Raw genomic sequence first — 19745 nt, forward strand, 5'->3', positions numbered from 1 at the left:
AATATAGTTATCCTTGTACTTGCTTCCACGTTTTTGGTCGAATGTGCTCCTGTAAGCCACCTTTTGCTAAATGCCCTGGCAATGCGCGACCGACGAGTTGCTCTGCTTTGTTTGCACAATCAATGAGCGCGGCTAAATTCAGCCCTGTATCAATGCCCATTTGCTCGCATAAAAACGCGACGTCCTCTGTTGCGATATTGCCGGGTGCTCCTTTTACTGCCGCAAATGGACAACCACCTAAACCGCCGATTGCTGTATCAAACTCCCATAGCCCTTCTTGTAGCGCTGCGTACACGTTCGCTAAGCCAAGCCCGCGCGTGTCATGCAAATGCAAGTGAATATCAAGCTGTGGCCATTTATCTTGAATCGTTTGAACCGTGCGCTTAATTTGCTCTGGGTTTGCCCAGCCCATCGTGTCGGCGAGCTTTACTTTTTGAATCGTTTCGCCTGCATCAGCAGCTAAATCAATGACGTCCCCCATCAGCCTTATTAAATGTGGCAATGGAATGTAGCCTTCGAAGTTGCAGCCAAACGATGCCATAAAGCCCATTTGCTTCACGCGAATGTTAGCGGCTTTGTACGCGGCGATCCATTCTGATAAGTTCGAGAACATTTCGACTGTTGATTTGTTCATATTGCGCTTTGAAAACGTATCGCTCGCTGATAGCACTAAGCTGCCATCGAGTGTGACATTGTTGTTTAATGCGCGTTCTAATCCTTGTACATTTAAGTATGCGGCGCGGTAAATGACGCCTGGTTCACGGTGAATGCCGGCAAGTAACGCCTCGGCATCGGCCATTTGCGGAACCCATTTCGGGCTCACAAATGACGTCACTTCGATATGTCGTAAGCCGGTGCGACTAAGCGCATCGACAAATTCAATTTTTTCGTTTGTGTCGAGTACAGGCTCCGATTGGAATCCTTCACGCGGCCCGACTTCGTACAGTTGCACGCGCTCTGGTAACGTCATATGAACCGCCTCCTATCGCGCCACTGTTTCTTGTTGTAAATGCGCAATTTGCTCTTCTGTTAAGTTCAATGCGCGTAACACTTCTTCTGTATGCTCACCTAAAAGTGGTGGCAGTGACTGAATGTGACCACGCTCGTCGTTAATGCGGAACGGTAAGTCCACGATGCGGAAGTCTTCAACGCGGAAGCCGTCTACATCTTTAATCATATTCAGCGCGTTCACTTGCTCATCTTTTAAGACGCGATCTAACGTATTAATTGGGCAGCTCGGCACGTTGTATTTTTCCATTAATGCGACTAAATCATCGACATCAAATGTTAACGTACGCGCTTCGATTAATTGCTGCACTTCTTTGCGATTTTCAACGCGTGCGGCATTCGTCGCAAACTTCGGATCGTTCACAAGCTCTTGCAAGTCAAGTGCTTCACATAACGCTGCGAATAAACGGTTGTTACCAGCCGCGATAATTGCCCACTGATCGCCCTTTGTTTTGAACGCTTGGTACGGAACTGTCGTCGCCATGCCTGTGCCCCATTTACGAGGTAAGCGTTTTGATGCCATGAATGTCGACATTTGAAGCGTCGTCCAAGCAAGCCCTGTTTCAAGTAAGCTGCTTGCCACTTTACTGCCCTCGCCTGTTTGGTTGCGGTGCTGTAGCGCACTTAAAATACCGATTAAGCACCACATACCTGTTGCCATATCGACAATCGATACACCAACGCGCGCTGGGTCGTCACCTTCATTACCTGTTAAGCTCATAATGCCGCTGTACGCTTGAATAAGTGGGTCGTAACCTGGCTTGTTTTTCATTTTGCCCATGTCACCAAATGCACTAATTGATGCGTAAATAAGCTTTGGGTTGTTTTTTGTTAGCTGCTCGTAACCTAAGCCGCGTGATTCTTCACTGCCTGGCTTTAAGCTATGAACGAAAATGTCAGCTGTTTCGCAAAGCTTTTGAACGATTTCTTGCCCTACTGGATCGTTTAAGTCAACGCATACGCTTTTTTTGTTGCGGTTTAACGCTAAAAACGTTGATGACTCCTCTCCCCATAATGGTGGGTGCCAATGACGTGTATCATCGCCGTGTCCTGGACGCTCGATTTTAATAACCGTTGCACCTAAGTCCCCTAAAATTTGTGAACAAAATGGACCTGCGACGTTTTGTGTTAAGTCAATGACCGTCAGCCCTTCTAAAATGTTACCCATGCAATTTCCCCCTTGTTTATACTGGCACTTTTCTAAATTCTTCTGCGAGTAACGGTAGCACCTCGAATAGATCGCCAACGATGCCGTAATCTGCTACTTTGAAAATTGGTGCTTCTGGATCTTTGTTGATCGCGATAATAATTTTTGAGTTCGACATACCAGCTAAATGTTGTACCGCACCTGAAATACCGCACGCGATATAAAGGTCTGGCGTTACAACTTTCCCTGTTTGTCCAACTTGCATTGAGTAATCACAGTAGCCTGCGTCACATGCAGCACGTGAAGCGCCAACTGCTGCGCCAAGCACTTCTGCTAGCTCGCGAACAGGTGCGAAACCTTCTGCACTTTTTACGCCACGACCGCCTGATACGATAATTTTTGCTTCTGTTAAGTCGATCGCACCGCTCGTTTTACGCACGACGTTTTGAATGACTGTGCGAATGTTCGTTACGTCCACGCTCGTTTTCACAACGTTTGCCGTACGCGCTGTATTTGGCTCTGTAATTTCGATGTTATTTGGACGAATTGTCGCAAAAATTGTGCCGCTCGTTACTTTTCTCGTTTGGAACAGCTTGCCCGCATAAATTGGACGTGTGAACACTACGTCGTCGCCTTCTACTGCAACGGCTGTACAATCAGAAATTAATCCTAAGTTTAAACGTGCTGCAACGCGTGGTGCATAGTCGCGACCTGTCGCTGTATGCCCGATTAAAATCGCATCTGGTTGAATGCTGTTAATGATTTGTGTAAACGCTTGTGTGTATCCGTCTGTCGAATACGATGCTAAGTCCGCATGCTCGGCAATTTGCACTGTATCTGCGCCGTGCTGTGCAAGCTGCTGTACTTGCTCCTCGCTTGCTTCGCCGAATACAACGGCTGTTACGTGCCCACCGTTTGCGATTGTTTGTGCTGCTGTTAATACTTCAAACGACACGTTACGTAAATTGCCGTTACGGCTTTCTGCTACAACTACTACATTTTTACTCATCCGTTACTCCCCCTTATACGACTTTCGCTTCGTTGCGTAGTAAGTTCACAAGCTCTGCTGTTTGCTCGTGTAATTCGCCTTCTAAAATGCGACCACCTGATTTTTTCTGTGGTAAGTTTAACGTTAACGTTTCTGTTTTTGAGCCAATTGCGGCTACGTCAATGCCTAAGTCCGCTGCTGTGACACGCTCGATCGGCTTTTTCTTCGCCTTCATAATGCCTGGTAACGTCGGGTAGCGTGGCTCGTTTAATCCTTGCTGCGCTGTTAATAACGCCGGCAGCTGCACTTCGATCGTTTCAAGATCACCTTCTACGTCTTTTTCTGCACGTGCTGTTTGACCGTCGATCGTTAAACCAGTAATCGTTGAAATGTGTGGAATGCCGAGCAATTCTGCAACGCGTGGTCCGATTTGTGCCGCGCCGTCATCGACTGACATATGCCCTGCTAAAATAAGGTCATATGATTCTTTTTGCGCGATTGCTGCTAACACTTTTGAAATTGTGTACTCATCACCATTTAATGATTCGTCGTCAATTAAAATCGCATTGTCCGCGCCAACTGCAACAGCTGTACGTAATGCTTCTTCTGCACGTGCCGGTCCAGCTGATACAACCGTTACCTCTGCTCCTTGCTGCTCTTTTAAAAGGATCGCTTGCTCTACCGCATACTCGTCATATGGGTTGATGACATATTTGACACCGCTTTCCTTTAGCTTGCCATCTACTAAAAAAATTTCTTCTTCCGTATCAAATGTTTGCTTCATTAGCACTAAAATTTTCATACGTAACCTCCTAAATAAGTCAGTTTCACTCGGACTTTATCAGTTCGAATATTCTGTTTTTTTAAAATTAACATTGTTCTTCATAGATTACTAATATGTGTATAATACGTTTCGTATACTTTTTAAATATGAATTAATACAACATGCAATAAACGTTGATTTATCGCGATTTATCACTTGGTAGCTGCTCTTTTTTCATCAAAAGACGTATTAAAATTTTTTTGAAATTATTTTTAAAATACGTAATAAACAGAAAAAACAACACGTTAAAAAGAAAAAAGGAGCGAATTATGGAAATTCGCTCCAAAGAGGATTTATTGATTATCATGTAACAAAGGGGATTGTTCGTATCGCTAATTTTTATAAATACAGATTAAAAAAGTATATGAATTACATTTCAACATCGGCTGCTAGTTTGCCACGCTTATTTTTTACGCCACTGAAGATGCTCAGTGCAAACACGATAAATGCGATAATTAAAATAACCGCAGAAATCGGACGCGTTAAGAAAATTAAGAAGCCTTCAGTTGAAATCGATAATGATTGCAGCATTGAAGATTCTAACTGTGAGCCTAAAATGAACGTGACGATCATCGCAGACATCGGAATATCGAGCTTTTTCATTAAGTAGCCGATAATACCGAATACAAGCATCATGCCAACGTCCCATAAGCTACCTTTTAAGCTATACGTGCCGATTAAAATGACCATTAAAATAATCGGATACAATAACTTGTAAGGAATCATTGCAATTTTTGCCCACATGCCAACGAGCGGCAAGTTTAAAATTAATAATAAAGCGTTTCCAATAAACATGCTGGCAATTAAGCCCCACACGAAATCGGGGTTTTTCGTAAATAACGCAGGGCCTGGTGTCAAACCATGCATAATGAATGCGCCTAAAATAACGGCCATCGTTGGCGAGCTTGGTAAACCTAACGAGAACAACGGAATTAACGCTGCGCCACTATGTGCGTTGTTCGCTGTTTCTGGACCTGCCACACCTTCGATTGCCCCTTTACCGAAACGACTTGGATCTTTCGCCACTTTTTTCTCCAGCATATAGGAAAACGTCGATGCAATAATCGAGTTCGCACCAGGAATCATACCAAGAATCATGCCGATGCCCGTACCACGCCCTGCCGATTTTAACGTCGGGCTCCATTCACCTTTTCGTGGAAGCAATCCTTTTACTTTCGGCACGTTGCCAATTTGCGTCGGCTTTTCGGCATTGAGTAAAATTTCAGAAATGCCGAATAATCCCATCGCCATAACGGCAAAGTCAATGCCTTCCATTAACTCAAGTGACCCGAACGTAAAGCGGTACTCACCGGATACTAAATCTTGTCCAATCATTGCAAATACAAGCCCAAGAACTGCCGCAATCATACCGCGCACGAGCGACTTCCCCATAAGCGCGACAATCATGAGCATCCCTAACAGCATGATCGCGAAAAATTCTGGTGGACCAAAGTTTAACGCAACGTCAGCTAAAATCGGACCGAAAAACGTCAGCGCAACAACTGCGACAATACCGCCGATGAACGAGCCAATCGCCGCAACACCGAGCGCAGCGCCAGCACGACCATTTTTCGTCATTTCATAGCCATCAATACATGTAATAACGGACGCTGCCTCACCTGGTACGTTAACTAACACAGACGTAATCGTTCCACCGTACATCGAGCCATAAAAAATACCCGACAACATAATAATGGCAGATACCGGCTCCATTCCGAACGTAATCGGAATAAGAAGCGCTGTTCCGGATACAGGACCAAGCCCCGGTAATACACCAATAATCATGCCGAGCATAACACCAATAAAACAATACAATAAGTTCGACCACGTTAATGCGGTCGCAAAGCCATCAAGTAACAAGAAAAACGAATCGATCATAAGGTGTCCCCCTAAAATAAAATGCCGTTCGCTGGTATATGCACTTTCAATACGTTATTAAACATCACATAAATGAACATCGTAATGCCAACTGATAACGCAACTGTTTGCCACCATTTGTATTCCTTGAAAAAAAGTACAATTAAAAATACAGTGCCTGCAACTAAATAGCCACATAGCACAAACAATAAAAGGAATAGTAATAACGCCATAATGATAAACACAATTTTTTTCAACGAGTGCCCAGTCGGCCATTCTTCATCGCTTACATTTTTACCTTTTATACTTTCGTAAATGTACAGCACAGCTAAAATCATTAAAATGAGACTGAGCCAGAATGGGAAAAATCCTGGCCCAGGACCAACAATTCCTGAATAGCTATACTGAAACGAGATGACAAACGCTATAACGGCGACCGCAAGAATAACAAGCCCTGCCCATACGCCTGCATTGAATTGTTTCACGTTTATGTTCATGTTCGCTTCATTCCTTTCAGTAACGAGTTAGTCGATTAAATTTAATTCTTTTAAAATGACTGCAGCTTTTTCGTTTTCTGCATCTAATTCTTCTTGCACTTGTTCAGATGTGCCATATTGTACTTGTAAGCTTGCTTTTTCGAACTCGGCAATTACTTCAGGGTCTTCCATCGTTTTCTTAATTGCTTCTTGTAATTTCACTTTAATATTTTCTGGTAAGTCAGGCGGTGCCATTAACGACGTGTTGCTGTCGTATACGATGTCAAAGCCTTGATCTTTTAAAAGAGGAATGTCTGGGAAATACGGAACAGGTACGCCACCTGCATTGAAAATCGCGCGTAGCTCACCTGATTCAATTAACGCTTTCGCATCACTTGGCTGTAAAATTGCACCTTGTACGTGACCGCCTAAAATCGCGGTAATCGCTGGCGGTGTGCCTTCAAACGGTACGGGCTTTACTGTAATGCCTGCTTGTAGTTCAAGCTCTGCCATTGGTAAATGTGAGCCACCACCAATGCCGCCTGATACGCCGAATGTGAATTCATTCGGATGCTCTTTTACGTACGCTAACCATTCGTCAAAGGTTTGCCACGGTGCATCTGCTTTTACGACTAAAATTTGTTGGTTACCAAATACTTTCGCAAGTGGTGTGAAGCTGTCATGCTTGTATTTCGTTTTACCGTATAACGGCTGAAGTGCTAATGCACGGTGTGTCGTTAGCGCTAATGTGTAGCCATCTGGTTTTGATGCATATAAATCAGATAGCGCAATTGTGCCACTACCACCTGGTTTATTGACAATGACAAATTGTGCATTATCTAAATACTTTGGCAAATACTTTTCTAAAATACGCCCGCCAATATCCGTTGAGCCACCTGGAGCGAACGGTACGATAATTTCAATCGCACGCTCTGGGTAATCCGTATCGCTCGACTCTGCCTTCTCACTTGAACAAGCCGCCAGTAGTAACACCATAAATAAACTACATACTAGTAAACATTTTTTCATCCGCGTTCCCCCTACATAATAAGATTCACCAATTCTTTGCCTCTAATACGATGTTTGTTGAGAAATTGCGGCTAATCGCACATCAACGACTGCACTGCGCCCTTCTTTCACGCAGTCCATCGCTTGCTGAAGTGCATCGACTAGCTGTGCTGGGTCGCTTACAGTTAATGCAAAAGCGCCTCCAGCTGCCTCTGCAATTTTTGCTAAATCCGCTGACTGATCAAAGTTCACCCAATAACTATCTGTTTGTTTTGCGACACCATCTGGGTAGCGCTTTAATAAATTCATTTTCGTTGCGTTCCAGCCTTCGTTGTTATAAATGACCGTTAAAAACGGCGCATCGTAACGACGTGCCATCCAATGTACAGCAGCTGGCTCGCTAAATAAATACGTCCCGTCGCCAGTTAAGCTCACGACTGTTTTTTCCGGATGTGCAAGCTTCATGCCAATTGCTGCACCGCCATTCCAGCCAAGTGACGTCGCACCGCTCGTAAAGTATGTACGCGGCTTCGTACGCGGTAAATGCTTGCATACCGTCATCGTGCTCGTAATCGTTTCATCAAGTACAATCGTATCTTCATCGACTACTTGCGCGATGCAGTGCGTTAACCATTCTGGTGTAATAATGTCACCTCGTTTTGCCTCTTGTGCCCATTGCGTGCGCTGTGCGTCGTATCGCTCCTGCCATTGTGCGACATTTGAAGGCGGAAGATGCTTGCTACATTGTACTAGCTGCTGTAACACTTCCTCTGCATCGGCTCGGTATGTTTTCGTCGCCGCAATATGCCATAGTGGAATATGCTCCTTCACTGGGTCTACATCAATGAAAAATACGCGACAGTCGTCCTGTGGCTTTTGCTGCGTTACGACCCACGGCACGTCTGTATCAAGCGCGATAATGACGTCGGCGTCCGCAATGAGCGTATGTGGATCAAAACCTGCATGAAGCACATGGTCGCGCGGGAAGTTCATGTACGTCGGAATGTGCTCGACAACCGGCACAGCGAACTGCTCACATAATTGTATGAGCGCTTCAACTGCTTGTGGGTTTTTGCCGACATACGACGTAACAAGCACTGGACGCTTTGCCGATGCTAATGCTTCGACAATGTGCTCTGCTTCGCGTTGTGGAAGTGCACCTTGAGCAATCGCTTGCCATTGTGCCCATTCACTTTCACGCGGCGTTACAGCTTCTTCCAACACTTCGCGAGCACCTGTTAAATAAACCGGTCCAGCTGGAGCACTCGTTGCCAGCTGCATTGCACGGTAAACAAGCTGCTTCACATTTTTTCCTGTGCGAATATCACCCTCCCATTTCACATATGAGCGCACGATGCCACGCTGGTCGTACACATTTTGTAAATAGTTTACATAGGAGTTGCGGCTACCCGGCAACTCCCCTTCCATTGTGTACGGTGTTTCTCCAGCGAAAATAAAGACGGGCACGCGTGCGCGAAATGCGTTGTGTACAGCGCCACCTAAGTTTTGTGTACCTACGTCGGTATGGATGATGACCCCTTGTGCTTCATCGGTCAGCATCGCATACCCTTGCGCTGCAGCCATTGCGACGCTTTCATGTGGGCAAATAATCGCTTTTGGTAATGTGCGCCCTTCCTGCTTTGCTTTTGCTAGTGCTTCAATAATCGATGGATGATCGCTTCCTAAGTTACAAAATACGTACGACATACCAACTTCATGTAATGCTTCCATAAACGCATCGCCCGTTGTCATTGTCTTGACTTCCTGTGCGGTTTTCATCTACTGAACGCCCCCTTCTGTATACACGATAGATCGATCTAAAATTTCAGCAATATCTAACGTTTTCACGTTTTCTTCTACTTCTAACGCTTTCGTACCGTCCGTTAACATCGTTAAGCAGTACGGACAGTTACTACCGATGACACTCGGGTTCGTTTCAAGTGCCATTTCAGTACGTGCTAAGTTAATGCGCGTGCCTTCACGGTCTTCCATCCACATACCGCCACCGCCTGCACCACAGCACATCGCATCTTGACGATTGCGCTTCATCTCTAAAATTTCAACACCTGGAATGTGGCGTAAAATGTCGCGCGGTGCATCGTAAATATCGTTGTAGCGTCCGATATAGCATGAATCATGGTACACAATTTTTTCCTCTACACGATTTGTCGGCACAAGCTTTTTTTGTGCTACTAAGTCGCGCAGTAATTCTGTATGATGCACAACTTCTACATCTTTTAATCCAAAATCTGGATACTCATGTTTAAATGAGTTAAATGCATGCGGATCCGTCGTCACGATTTTACGTACATTGTATTCTTCAAACACGGCAATGTTTTGTGCGCATAAATCTTGGAATAAATATTCATTCCCCATGCGGCGTGCTGTATCACCAGAGTTGCCTTCGTGGTTACCTAAAATCGCAAATTTCACGCCAGCTTCATGCATTAAACGAGCGAATGCTTGAGCGATGCGCTGGTTACGAATGTCGAACGAGCCCATTGAGCCAACCCAAAAGAGCACGTCAAACTCCTCAACTTCATCTACTGTTTTAATGATGTCTTCCATACCTTCGCGCCACTTCACACGCTCGTTACGGTTTGTGCCCCACGGATTGCCTTGACGCTCAATGTTTTGGAAATAACGAGACGCCTCAGTTGGCATGTCTCCTTGCGTCATCACTAAATAACGACGTAAATCGATAATTTTATCTACGTGCTCATTCATTACTGGACATTGATCTTCGCAGTTACGACACGTCGTACATGCCCATAGCTCTTGTCCTGTTACAACATCGCCAAGCAGCTCTTTCGTTTGTACTGGCTCTAGTTCTGGACTGCCACCAGCTGCTTGTAATGCGAGTTGATTTCCTGACGTATCGCTAAACGCAAACGCTGGTACCCACGGCGAGTGAGACGTAATGAGCGCCCCTTTTTCCGTTAAATGGTTACGTAAGTTCACAATTAAATTCATCGGTGATAACATTTTGCCTGTTCCTGCAGCTGGGCACATATTCGTACAGCGTCCACATTCAGCACATGCATATAAATCGATTAATTGCGTTTGTGTGAAGTCTTCAATTTTCCCAACGCCAAACTCTTCTAATGTCTCGTCCTCAAAATCAATTTTGCGTAAACGTCCAACAGCTCCTGCTTTTTTAAAAAATAAATTAAACATCGCAAACAGCTCATGCGCTTGCTTCGATTGTGGTACAAATACCATAAATACTAATACCGTTAATAAATGAATCCACCAGAATACATAAAACAGCACGGCACCAATCGTCGGACCAACAAAGCCAAATACGACAGCGACTAAGCTAGAAAACGGCGCATATACAAAGTTTGCTTCGCGCTCTAACATGACAGATTCAAATCCAAGCGTTAATAAAATCGTTGTCGTTAGCACTGTTAATGCTCCAACGACGAACGCAGCTTTTCCATCACGTTTCCACTGCAAGCGCTTTAACTTTTCAACGTAACGACGGTAAAATGCGTACAGCACAGCCGCAAGCATTAAAAATGTTGTCCATTCCTGTAAAAAGCTAAAATATTTGTGGAAGCTGCCTAGCGGATATTCATACCCTTTGCTAAATCCTTTAATGACAACTTCGATCAAGCCAATTTGAATAATGAAAAATGCATAAAATAAAATAGCGTGCATAATGCCGCTCTTTTTATCTTTAAACAGCTTCTTTTGACCGAAACCGTTAATGATCACCGTGCGTACACGCTCCCCAATATTCCACTCCATATCCGGCTTTTTTCCAAGCTTAATGAATACGTAACGGCTATACACTACTTTCGTAAATAAATACAACGCGTACACAGCCACAATAATTACTGCGGCTAAATTGATATACATTAACATATGAATCACTCCCCCAAAACATACTTATAAAGTTTACTTCTCCGTTTTTTTGTGGCAATATATCCCTGAAAGATATTTCGCGAATTCAATTCAAATAATCTGCATTTCATTTATAAATAGCTCGAAAAATACTATTTTTTATAGAAAAAGATTATTCTGAAAATAATTACGTTTATCTTATCACCACGCATGATATAGCACAAATATCTTAAAGGTATGTTTTAAATACTAAATAAATATGGAAAGAGGGATTTTGTGGACATTCGTCAACTTCGCTATTTCGTGACGGTCGCAGATGAAGGGCAAATTACGCGTGCGGCGAAAAAATTAAACATGGCACAGCCACCGCTTAGCCATCAGCTTAAATTAATGGAAGAAGAGCTCGGCACTACGTTATTTTTCCGCAATAGTCGCAGCGTCGAGCTTACAGAAGCAGGCTCACTTTTATACCAGCGCGCCATTAGCATTTTGCATCAATTAGAGGACACTGTTGTGGAAGTAAAAGAAACGGGGGATGGTATTCGTGGACAGCTCGCAATCGGCACCGCAAAAACATGCGGCATTAATTTTTTACCACCGCGAATTCAAGCGTTTCAGCAAACATACCCACTCGTAACGTTTCGCATTTTAGACGGGCATCCGTACGAGGTGCTGAAATTTTTAGACGAGCGTTTAGTCGAGTTCGCTGTCGTTCGATTCGCTGCGGACATTCATCTCGACTACGATGCGAAAACATTACAAGTCGAGCCGTACGTATTATTCGTGCCAAAGCAGTGGCAATGGCCAGCTTCGAAAACATCTATTTCAATGAAAGATTTATCGGATATTCCACTCGTTATGGTTGTACGAGAAGAGCGTTATGGCATGTATAGCTCATTTCATAACTTATGCTTAAAGCAAGGCATTAAGCTCAACATCGTATGTGAATGCCACGATGCGTCGATTATTTGCTCGTTCGTCGCAACAGGTATGGGTGCAGCTGTATTACCTAAATCTACGCTACTATCACATGAGCATGAAATCGACATTATTGAAATTGAAGACTGTGATCTGTACAACAAAACATCGCTCATTTGGAACAAAGATCGACCGCTTTCCAAAGTCGCACAGCATTTTTTAGAATCGTTTTAACGAAAAAAAGCAGGAGCATCTCATACTCGAGATACTCCTGCTTTCCTATTCGTAACCTTGAAACTATCTTCTATCTGATTATCTCTCTAAAGCTCTTATCTTTCTTCTTTAACAAAAGCTTTACGTTAGTTTATTTTTTCATGCTGTTTCGCATATTTAAGCTTGCGATTTACTAGGTTTTCAACTCAGGCTGAGATGGTAGTTACTAGGCTGTGGCATGAAAAAATGCCTGCCTAACTCTCAAAGATTAAAAAAATAGATTTAATCTAAGGAGTCAGACAGGCATTCTATATATGTTGTTTCTATGTATGATTGATTGTTTGTACATCTCAGTCATCGAAGTATAGCCCTGAGTATGCGTATATGCTCCCTTGAATGCTCGATTTCTCGAAGTGACATCTACTGTTACAAATCTGCCCATAACAGTTCCTATAGTCTGTACACACGCTTTTTTGCCTGTAACATGAATGCCTATTCTACTGGTTATGAGAAACTCAGCAACAACTATAGTATGTGATGCACCTGCTACAGCCGTAACTGTACAGATAACCCACCGCGCCCTTAGTGGTGGCGCACACCATTCACACTCTGACTGCAAGGGAGAGCAGCTTTTTTGAGTGCTAGACTTAATTATGTGCGGCGGCTAAGTCATAACCTTTCCTGTTGTTTAAGGAGGTTTTGTGGCATTGGTCCCTCCGCCTCACTCTTTGGAACATTAATCTACTGTATCAATATTGACAGTAAGAATGTTCCTCTGATAGAATGAAATCATTGGTTGTGATTCAATTCTGTGAGGACTTGAATATACGAAGGGCTTAGAGACTGCAATCTCTAAGTCCTTTTTCTTTGTCTATAGAGTATTCTATCATTCCTCTTTTCTTTGTGCAAATGTTGATTTTTTCGTGGATCTGACAAACTACTCCATCATTTTCTCTGTTGTTGTTAGCTGGCATTTTCAATGAAAGACAAGTACCAGTAAGCCCTCTTAACTGAAGACTATATATTTCGTCTGCTTTCGGTAGCGAAATGCGCATCGTAAACAATTGCTTTGTTGTTTCGTTTAAAACGTTAGGCAACGTCATGACGTTAAGTTCGTTAGTGGAATGGATGTTTGTTTCTACGAACGGTATTTTAGTAATATAGTTCTGTTTATCAACAATTTGGATCTTTCCTTCAATGAAAGTAGGTTGGATGAACTGTTTTTCGTACATGAAAGATGCTAAAAAAATAAATAATATCGGAAAAATAAGGACAATTGCCGCTTTTTTTTTTGAACAAACCATAATATCCTCCGTTTATTTGAGAAATCTGTGAGAATGATAGTATATAATTATAGGTACATAGAACTCAATTTATTATAAAGCAAAGTGTAGGAGGTTACTATGACGGAGAAGAAACTATTGCAAAATAAATTGCTACTGCATTTCTCGTCAGTGTTAGTTGTACTTGCATGGCTAGTCTTCTTACTTCATCGCTATTTAGGCTTTCTACAAGCAGAAGTGATGTATCGAAACGGACAGCTTATGACAACGACAGCAACATACATTGTATTAATGCTAATGCTATTCATAACGGTATTACAAGGAATAGGAATCGTTATGTATTACAAAAAACCTGCAAATAAACGATTACCATTATTAATTACGCTAACGTTAACGATGACAAGTATTGCGACGATTGCGGCGGGCAGCGGTTTAATAGAATATCACTTTTCAATCTTTGTTGTCATGGCATTGATTACGATGTTCCAACGTAGAAAGCTCGTGCTAATTGCGTCAAGTATTTTTTTAACACAGCACATTGGTGGTTATCTATTTTTCCCAGAGCTATTGTGTGGCAGCACAACATATAGCTTTTTATTATTGCTTATTCACGCAATATTTTTAATTGGCATTACGATTGCGGCAACGGTTATGATCAATCAAACGAAAAGAACCGATTTGGAATATGCGAAGGTGGAAAAGCAGAATGAAGAGAAAATTCAAGAGTTACTACGTGAAGTGAAAAAAGCAAGTCAGCACGTATATACCGATGCGACACAACTTCAGCAACAAACAGAACGCGTATCGAGTGCGAGCGCTGGCATTGCAGCAGTTATTGAGCAAACGAGAGCACAAGTGAACGAAACGACGGAGCTTGTAACGGCAGCAAGCAAAACAGGGAATCAATTAGATTGTCAAATGAATGAAGTGGAGCGTATTACACAGCTAATCGCGAATGAAGCGCAATTTACGACAAAAATGGCAATTGAAGGTGTGACAACATTAGATCATGTGACGATGCAGCAGCATAGAATCGAGCAGTCATTGTATGATTTACATCAGCTAGTGGAAAATGTTGTTGAGGATTCTAAAAACATTTCGTATGAAGCGAATGATATTGCCCGAATTAGTGAGCAAACGCGCTTGCTTGCACTGAATGCCTCGATTGAAGCAGCACGAGCAGGTGAATACGGTAAAGGCTTCCAAGTTGTTGCATCCGAAGTACAGAAGCTTGCGCAGCACTCACAACAATCAACGAAGCATATTTTTGAGCTCATTCATGAAATTCACGACAAAATTGAGCTCATACAGCAAACGACGATGCAAAGTCGTACTGAAGTGCAAAAAGGCAACGAAATGATGCGCCAAACAGAGGAAATGTTTGAGCGTATTGTTACACAAGCCAAAAGTATGGAAAGTGAGACAGAATGGATTACATCTATTATTCACACAGCTGTTACGATGACGACAGAAATGAATACGATGTTTGAAACGGTATTGCTTGCGAATGCAGAATTGCTCGAAGTGTCTGATAAAGCATCTACGACATCGGATCGCCAGCTGCATAACATTGAAGTGCTTGAGCAAGTGACGAGCTACTTATATGAAATTGTGGAGCGCTTAAATACGTTAATGCAAGACGAAGAAGATGTGTTAAAGCTTGATTAACGATAAGTTCGTGAAACATCTTTGAATAACATACACCCTAGAACAACCGATCATTTTTTAGTCAAGTACGTTATAGCATGTCATAATAAATGAGGATTTTGATCATTTGCTATAAAACTAGTGGAATGAAAGGATGAAATACAGTATGAAAATCGGCACGAAATTAAGTGCGGCATTTTATTTAATTATTGCGGTTATCATTTTAACGACCATTTTAAACTTTGGGAATTTGCAGCGCATTGAAGAGGTGCAAACACAAGCATTTGACCATCGAGTAGAGCGTATTTTGTTAGCGGAGGAAATTCGTTATGACATCGCGCAGCAAGGGTTGTTTTTACGTGCGTACTTTTTAGAGCGTACGGATGAAAATTTAAAACAACTTGAAGTGTTTGCGACACAATTACATGAAAATATCGAAACGTATCGTGCGACATCAAGCGCGCAGTCGATGGAAAGTGTGGAACAGCTCGAGCGCTTTAATGAGCAGTTTAATGTAGCGCTTCGAAAGGCGATTACGGCAATTGAAGCGGGAAATAACGAGGAAGCGTTAAACTACATTAACGATCCACTAGATGAGGCGAACGCGGCGTTATCTCAAATAGCAGATGAAATAAAAGAAGGTCAGCAAATCGGCTTGCAAATGGCAAAGGAATCAAATGAGCAAGCACTTGGAAGTTCAAAATGGAGTTTACTGCTCGCATTATTTGTGTCGTTGATCATTACAATATGCTTAATTGTATTAATTAAACGTACCGTGACGCAGCCGTTACAAATTTTATATAAAAGTGCTAAGCATATTGTAGAAGGTGATGTATCTCAGCCTGACATACAGTTAAAACAAAAAGATGAAATTGGTGACCTTGCGAACGTATTCAATAGTATGAAAGCTAACTTAAACCAGTTGCTACAAAGCGTTCAGCAAAACTCCGAGCAGCTTAGTGCAGCAGCCGAACAGCTAGCTGCAAGTATTGAAGAAGTGAGCGCTTCAACGGAGGAAATGACGAGCCAAATGAGTGTGACAGCAAAAACGGCTCAAATTGCTGAACATGCTGCACTTGATAGCACATACGTTATGGATGAAGCAGCAAATGGTGTAAAAAACATTACAGATGCATCACAGTCATTGCATGTCGCGTCACGCAATGCTGGAACGATCGCGATAAACGGTTCAACAATCATTACGAAAGCGCAGCAACAAATGATCACGATTGAACAGTCAACAACACTTGTAAACGAGCTCGTACGCAAGTTAACGAAGCAAACGGAGGAAATCGAAACGATGGCAGATACAATCAATGCGATTACCGACCAGACAAATTTACTTGCGCTCAATGCCTCAATCGAAGCGGCACGTGCAGGGGAAAATGGCAAAGGATTCGCGGTTGTAGCCGATGAAGTACGTAAGCTAGCTGAGCAGTCAAAAATATCAGCAACGGCTATTTCCGAATTAACGAGCGAAATTCATAAAGAGACGCATGACGTTGTAAACGCAGTGGACGGTGCAATCTTTTCTGTACAAGAAGGAGTAGCCATCATTGGCGAGGCAGGCACTTCATTTACAGATATTACGAACGCAGTCGATCATATGACAAATCAAATTGAAAATGTGTCGGCAACCGTTGAGCAATTGCACGTACAAACGCAAAAAGTATCAAGTTCTGTACATCATTTATCACAAAGCGCAGCAACGACAGCTAGCAATATGAAAAACGTTGCGGTGTCGATGGAGGAGCAAGGCGACGCGATGCAGCAAGTAAACGGTGTAGCGACATTGCTTGCGACGAGCGCTACTGATTTACAGCGAGAGCTAAATCATTTTAAAGTTTAACCAAGATCCGCGCCTGTTCATACAGCAGTAATTGACCAAGCGCGTATTATGGCTCGCGTTGCCTCTGCGATTATTCGAGGCAACAATCATTTTCGCTTTTTCTCAAGGAGCCTCACTGTGCGCGTCTTGTCATGACGACAGAGCCTTTTATTCGGATTTTATACTTAAAACAGCCGTTTAACTGTATAAGAAATGTTAATCAATACGCCTAATATAGGACTTAATGCATAATGTGAAACTATAAACTAGAACACTGTGAAATTTTTCTTGTGTTCTAGTTTTTTTTTGAGCATTTAATGATGTGCAAGCATAATTTTAGGAGTAAATGTGTATTAAATAAACTAAAAATTCATACTTTTATGGTAATATAGGAGGGGTGTCTTGTCAGCCTGCTATAGATAAGCGAAGAAATGTACATAAAACAGAGAGGTGGAATAGTGATGTTTCGGTCACTAAAAAGTTATTTATGGGTGTCACTTTTAGCGCTCACAATTATTCCTGTCGTGTTAATTGTTATACTAAATTACACGGTGTTTTCAAAAGAGGTGAACGAATCAGCTGAACAAACGAATAAAACGTTTGCGGAAACGCTAGCAGACAACATCGCCTCAAACATTCAGCAATCATACAAAGTAACTGAAATGTTAGCGACAGATCCAAGCATTACGTCCATGGACCGAGTACTACAAACTGAGCGCTTAAAGCAAGTCATTGCCGAAAATCCACATTTTGATTTGTTTTATATTCAAGATATGACGGGCATGCAAGTTGCGCGTTCAAGCGGTGAACTCGGCTTCCGCGGCGATCGCTGGTATTATGAGCAAATGATGAACGAGCGCGCCCCATTTATTAGCCCTACATATTATTCGGTTAGCGGTAACGTACCGGTCGTATCGATGTATTTCCCGATTGAAAATAACGGAGAAATGGTCGGCTTTTTAGGGGCAGATATTCAGCTAAGTCGTCTGCAAGAAATTGTTGACCAATATGCAACGAAGCAGGACGCGACATATGCGTACTTACTCGATACGGAAGGAAAAATTGTAGCGCATCCAGATGCAATGTACGTAGAGGAACTATTCAACTACATAACGGGAACGAAAACAGTACTGTTGCGCGATGCAAATGGTAACGTACAAGTAGACGCAGAAGGCAATCAACTAACAGAGGAACAGCCAATCGAAGTACCAAAGGAGCTATATACGATTACGAAAGGTGCGTTAAATGGCGAGCATGGCGTCACGCAATATGCGAGCTATAATAACGAGGATGTCATTAGCGGCTACGCACCAGTTGAGCTAGCGGACGGTACGAACTGGGCAGTCATTACAGTGCAGCAGAAAGAGGCGACATTTGCAGCGGTCAATCGTTTAGCGAGTGCAAATGGCATTGTAGCCATTATATTAACGATTTTAGTCGTTATGTTCACTGCATATTTAATGAAGAAAATTATCCGACCAATTATCGAAGTAGCTAACCGTATGAAAGACATTCACCAAGGCGAAGGAGATTTGACGAAGCGTATCGACACGAAAGCATCGTTTGAAGTGAAAGATTTAACGACACATATGAACGGTTTTTTAAACAACGTGCAGCACATCGTTAAAGAAACGAAACATTCGTCAGATGAGGTGTTAAAGCATACGCAATCGCTTAGTGCACAAACCGAGCAAATTAACGATGCTTCACACGATGTTGCGCTAACGATTAATGAAACAACTGAAAGTACTACGTTGATCAATGAGCAAATGCATGTGACGACGAACGTAGTTGAACATGTAACGAGCGGGTTACAAACGATTTCAAATAGCGCGACTGAAATTTCAAAAATTACCGAGAAGACCGAGCAAATTTCAGAGGAAGCGAGCTCATCATTCATTCAAATTCATAAGCAAATGCACGAAATCTCAACGAACGTATCCAGCTTAAATGATGTAATGCAATTGTTAAACACCGAGTCACATGAAATTTCACAAATTGTGGACGTCATTCGCTCAATTGCGGATCAGACAAACTTGCTTGCACTAAACGCTTCGATTGAAACAGCGCGTGCAGGTGAGGCGGGCAAAGGATTCGCAGTCGTAGCCGAGGAAGTTCGTAAGCTCTCTGATCAAGTAAGCGAATCGATTGATCAAATTTCCGTGAAAATTCACCGCATGGAAAACGTTATGGGCAAAGCGCTCGTCTATATGGAAAATGGTCATAAAGAAGTAGCAGTCGGCATGGAGCTCATTACAGCTGGCACTGAAACGTTTAAAGAAATCGGCATCATTTCACAGCACGCGAACGCGGAAGTACAAGAAATTTCAACGTCCATTGCAGCGATGGTTGACGAATCCGAGCGTGGTTTAGCCGCAATTCAAGAAGTGAAAGAGCACGTCGATCAAGTGAATGCGACGTTACTAAACGTTAGCGCCGTGTCTGAACAAACACTCGCGTCGACATCTGAAATTTCAGAAGCGAGCCGCACGTTAGAGGAAGTGAGCAATCAGTTGAACAAAGTGATTGGGCAGTTTAAAAGTTAATACGAACGGGCATGGTGCATGATGCATCATGCCCGTTTTTTCTTAAACGTAATTGAGAATTGCATGTAAGAAAAGTAAAAATGTATGATGTGCATAATAATGAAAATGAATCTTTCTATGTATGAAAAAATGGCTTTATTTTATTTTAAAGTAA

General features: G+C 42.6%; 14 protein-coding genes. 4 read left to right on the forward strand and 10 right to left on the reverse strand.

All coding sequences use genetic code 11. The features are described from left to right. Positions 1 to 7: 7 nt before the first annotated feature. The 9 genes from A6K76_RS02675 to A6K76_RS02715 all read right to left on the reverse strand — a co-directional run bounded on the left by A6K76_RS02675 (position 8) and on the right by A6K76_RS02715 (position 11177). Positions 8 to 970, reverse strand: a complete 963-nt coding sequence (locus A6K76_RS02675) for a hydroxymethylglutaryl-CoA lyase (protein ID WP_066461829.1) — start codon at positions 968 to 970, stop codon at positions 8 to 10. Between the two features lie 12 nt (positions 971 to 982). Continuing rightward, a complete protein-coding gene (locus tag A6K76_RS02680) occupies positions 983 to 2176 on the reverse strand; it encodes a CaiB/BaiF CoA transferase family protein (RefSeq protein WP_066461831.1) in 1194 nt (397 codons plus the stop codon). 16 nt (positions 2177 to 2192) lie between these two features. Beyond that, positions 2193 to 3164: an electron transfer flavoprotein subunit alpha/FixB family protein gene (locus tag A6K76_RS02685; protein ID WP_066461833.1), complete on the reverse strand. Its 972-nt coding sequence runs from the start codon at positions 3162 to 3164 to the stop codon at positions 2193 to 2195. A 13-nt stretch (positions 3165 to 3177) separates the two neighbouring features. Beyond that, positions 3178 to 3945, reverse strand: coding sequence for an electron transfer flavoprotein subunit beta/FixA family protein (locus tag A6K76_RS02690; protein ID WP_066461835.1), 768 nt, complete (start codon positions 3943 to 3945; stop codon positions 3178 to 3180). 390 nt (positions 3946 to 4335) lie between these two features. Then, positions 4336 to 5844 carry a tripartite tricarboxylate transporter permease gene (locus A6K76_RS02695; protein WP_083995234.1) on the reverse strand — a complete coding sequence of 503 codons (1509 nt, stop codon included), beginning with the start codon at positions 5842 to 5844 and terminating at the stop codon, positions 4336 to 4338. An 11-nt stretch (positions 5845 to 5855) separates the two neighbouring features. Beyond that, positions 5856 to 6320: a tripartite tricarboxylate transporter TctB family protein gene (locus A6K76_RS02700; protein WP_066461838.1), complete on the reverse strand. Its 465-nt coding sequence runs from the start codon at positions 6318 to 6320 to the stop codon at positions 5856 to 5858. Between the two features lie 27 nt (positions 6321 to 6347). After that, complete coding sequence (locus A6K76_RS02705) at positions 6348 to 7328, reverse strand: Bug family tripartite tricarboxylate transporter substrate binding protein (RefSeq protein WP_066461840.1); 981 nt, start codon at positions 7326 to 7328, stop codon at positions 6348 to 6350. A 42-nt stretch (positions 7329 to 7370) separates the two neighbouring features. Continuing rightward, positions 7371 to 9086: a thiamine pyrophosphate-requiring protein gene (locus tag A6K76_RS02710; RefSeq protein ID WP_066461843.1), complete on the reverse strand. Its 1716-nt coding sequence runs from the start codon at positions 9084 to 9086 to the stop codon at positions 7371 to 7373. Then, entirely contained in the window at positions 9087 to 11177 is a 2091-nt protein-coding gene (locus tag A6K76_RS02715; RefSeq protein WP_066461847.1) for a (Fe-S)-binding protein, read from the reverse strand. It lies immediately after the preceding gene. A gap of 255 nt (positions 11178 to 11432) precedes the next feature. On the opposite strand from A6K76_RS02715, the gene A6K76_RS02720 reads away from it, so the two are divergent. Then, positions 11433 to 12308 (forward strand): LysR family transcriptional regulator, encoded by an 876-nt coding sequence (locus A6K76_RS02720; RefSeq protein WP_066461848.1) that lies wholly within the window; start codon positions 11433 to 11435, stop codon positions 12306 to 12308. 815 nt (positions 12309 to 13123) lie between these two features. Here the strand turns inward: A6K76_RS02720 and A6K76_RS02725 are convergent. Continuing rightward, positions 13124 to 13591 (reverse strand): hypothetical protein, encoded by a 468-nt coding sequence (locus tag A6K76_RS02725; protein ID WP_066461849.1) that lies wholly within the window; start codon positions 13589 to 13591, stop codon positions 13124 to 13126. A 99-nt stretch (positions 13592 to 13690) separates the two neighbouring features. Here A6K76_RS02725 and A6K76_RS02730 point away from each other — a divergent pair, with 99 nt between their 5' ends. From A6K76_RS02730 to A6K76_RS02740, 3 genes are all read left to right on the forward strand, one after another. Continuing rightward, positions 13691 to 15238 carry a methyl-accepting chemotaxis protein gene (locus A6K76_RS02730; protein WP_066461850.1) on the forward strand — a complete coding sequence of 516 codons (1548 nt, stop codon included), beginning with the start codon at positions 13691 to 13693 and terminating at the stop codon, positions 15236 to 15238. 145 nt (positions 15239 to 15383) lie between these two features. Next, complete coding sequence (locus A6K76_RS02735) at positions 15384 to 17066, forward strand: methyl-accepting chemotaxis protein (RefSeq protein ID WP_066461852.1); 1683 nt, start codon at positions 15384 to 15386, stop codon at positions 17064 to 17066. A 440-nt stretch (positions 17067 to 17506) separates the two neighbouring features. Further along, complete coding sequence (locus A6K76_RS02740) at positions 17507 to 19591, forward strand: methyl-accepting chemotaxis protein (RefSeq protein ID WP_066461853.1); 2085 nt, start codon at positions 17507 to 17509, stop codon at positions 19589 to 19591. The last annotated feature ends 154 nt before the right edge of the window (positions 19592 to 19745 follow it).

It is taken from the genome of Caryophanon latum, from assembly GCF_001700325.1.
Lineage (GTDB): Bacteria > Bacillota > Bacilli > Bacillales_A > Planococcaceae > Caryophanon > Caryophanon latum.

Coding starts and splice junctions, on each gene's coding strand:
- A6K76_RS02715 (WP_066461847.1), bottom strand. CDS start 11,177: ATGTTAATGTATATCAATTTAGCCGCAGTAATTATTGTGGCTGTGTAC.
- A6K76_RS02685 (WP_066461833.1), bottom strand. CDS start 3,164: ATGAGTAAAAATGTAGTAGTTGTAGCAGAAAGCCGTAACGGCAATTTA.
- A6K76_RS02735 (WP_066461852.1), top strand. CDS start 15,384: ATGAAAATCGGCACGAAATTAAGTGCGGCATTTTATTTAATTATTGCG.
- A6K76_RS02730 (WP_066461850.1), top strand. CDS start 13,691: ATGACGGAGAAGAAACTATTGCAAAATAAATTGCTACTGCATTTCTCG.
- A6K76_RS02705 (WP_066461840.1), bottom strand. CDS start 7,328: ATGAAAAAATGTTTACTAGTATGTAGTTTATTTATGGTGTTACTACTG.
- A6K76_RS02690 (WP_066461835.1), bottom strand. CDS start 3,945: ATGAAAATTTTAGTGCTAATGAAGCAAACATTTGATACGGAAGAAGAA.
- A6K76_RS02695 (WP_083995234.1), bottom strand. CDS start 5,844: ATGATCGATTCGTTTTTCTTGTTACTTGATGGCTTTGCGACCGCATTA.
- A6K76_RS02740 (WP_066461853.1), top strand. CDS start 17,507: ATGTTTCGGTCACTAAAAAGTTATTTATGGGTGTCACTTTTAGCGCTC.
- A6K76_RS02680 (WP_066461831.1), bottom strand. CDS start 2,176: ATGGGTAACATTTTAGAAGGGCTGACGGTCATTGACTTAACACAAAAC.
- A6K76_RS02725 (WP_066461849.1), bottom strand. CDS start 13,591: ATGGTTTGTTCAAAAAAAAAAGCGGCAATTGTCCTTATTTTTCCGATA.
- A6K76_RS02710 (WP_066461843.1), bottom strand. CDS start 9,086: ATGAAAACCGCACAGGAAGTCAAGACAATGACAACGGGCGATGCGTTT.
- A6K76_RS02700 (WP_066461838.1), bottom strand. CDS start 6,320: ATGAACATAAACGTGAAACAATTCAATGCAGGCGTATGGGCAGGGCTT.
- A6K76_RS02675 (WP_066461829.1), bottom strand. CDS start 970: ATGACGTTACCAGAGCGCGTGCAACTGTACGAAGTCGGGCCGCGTGAA.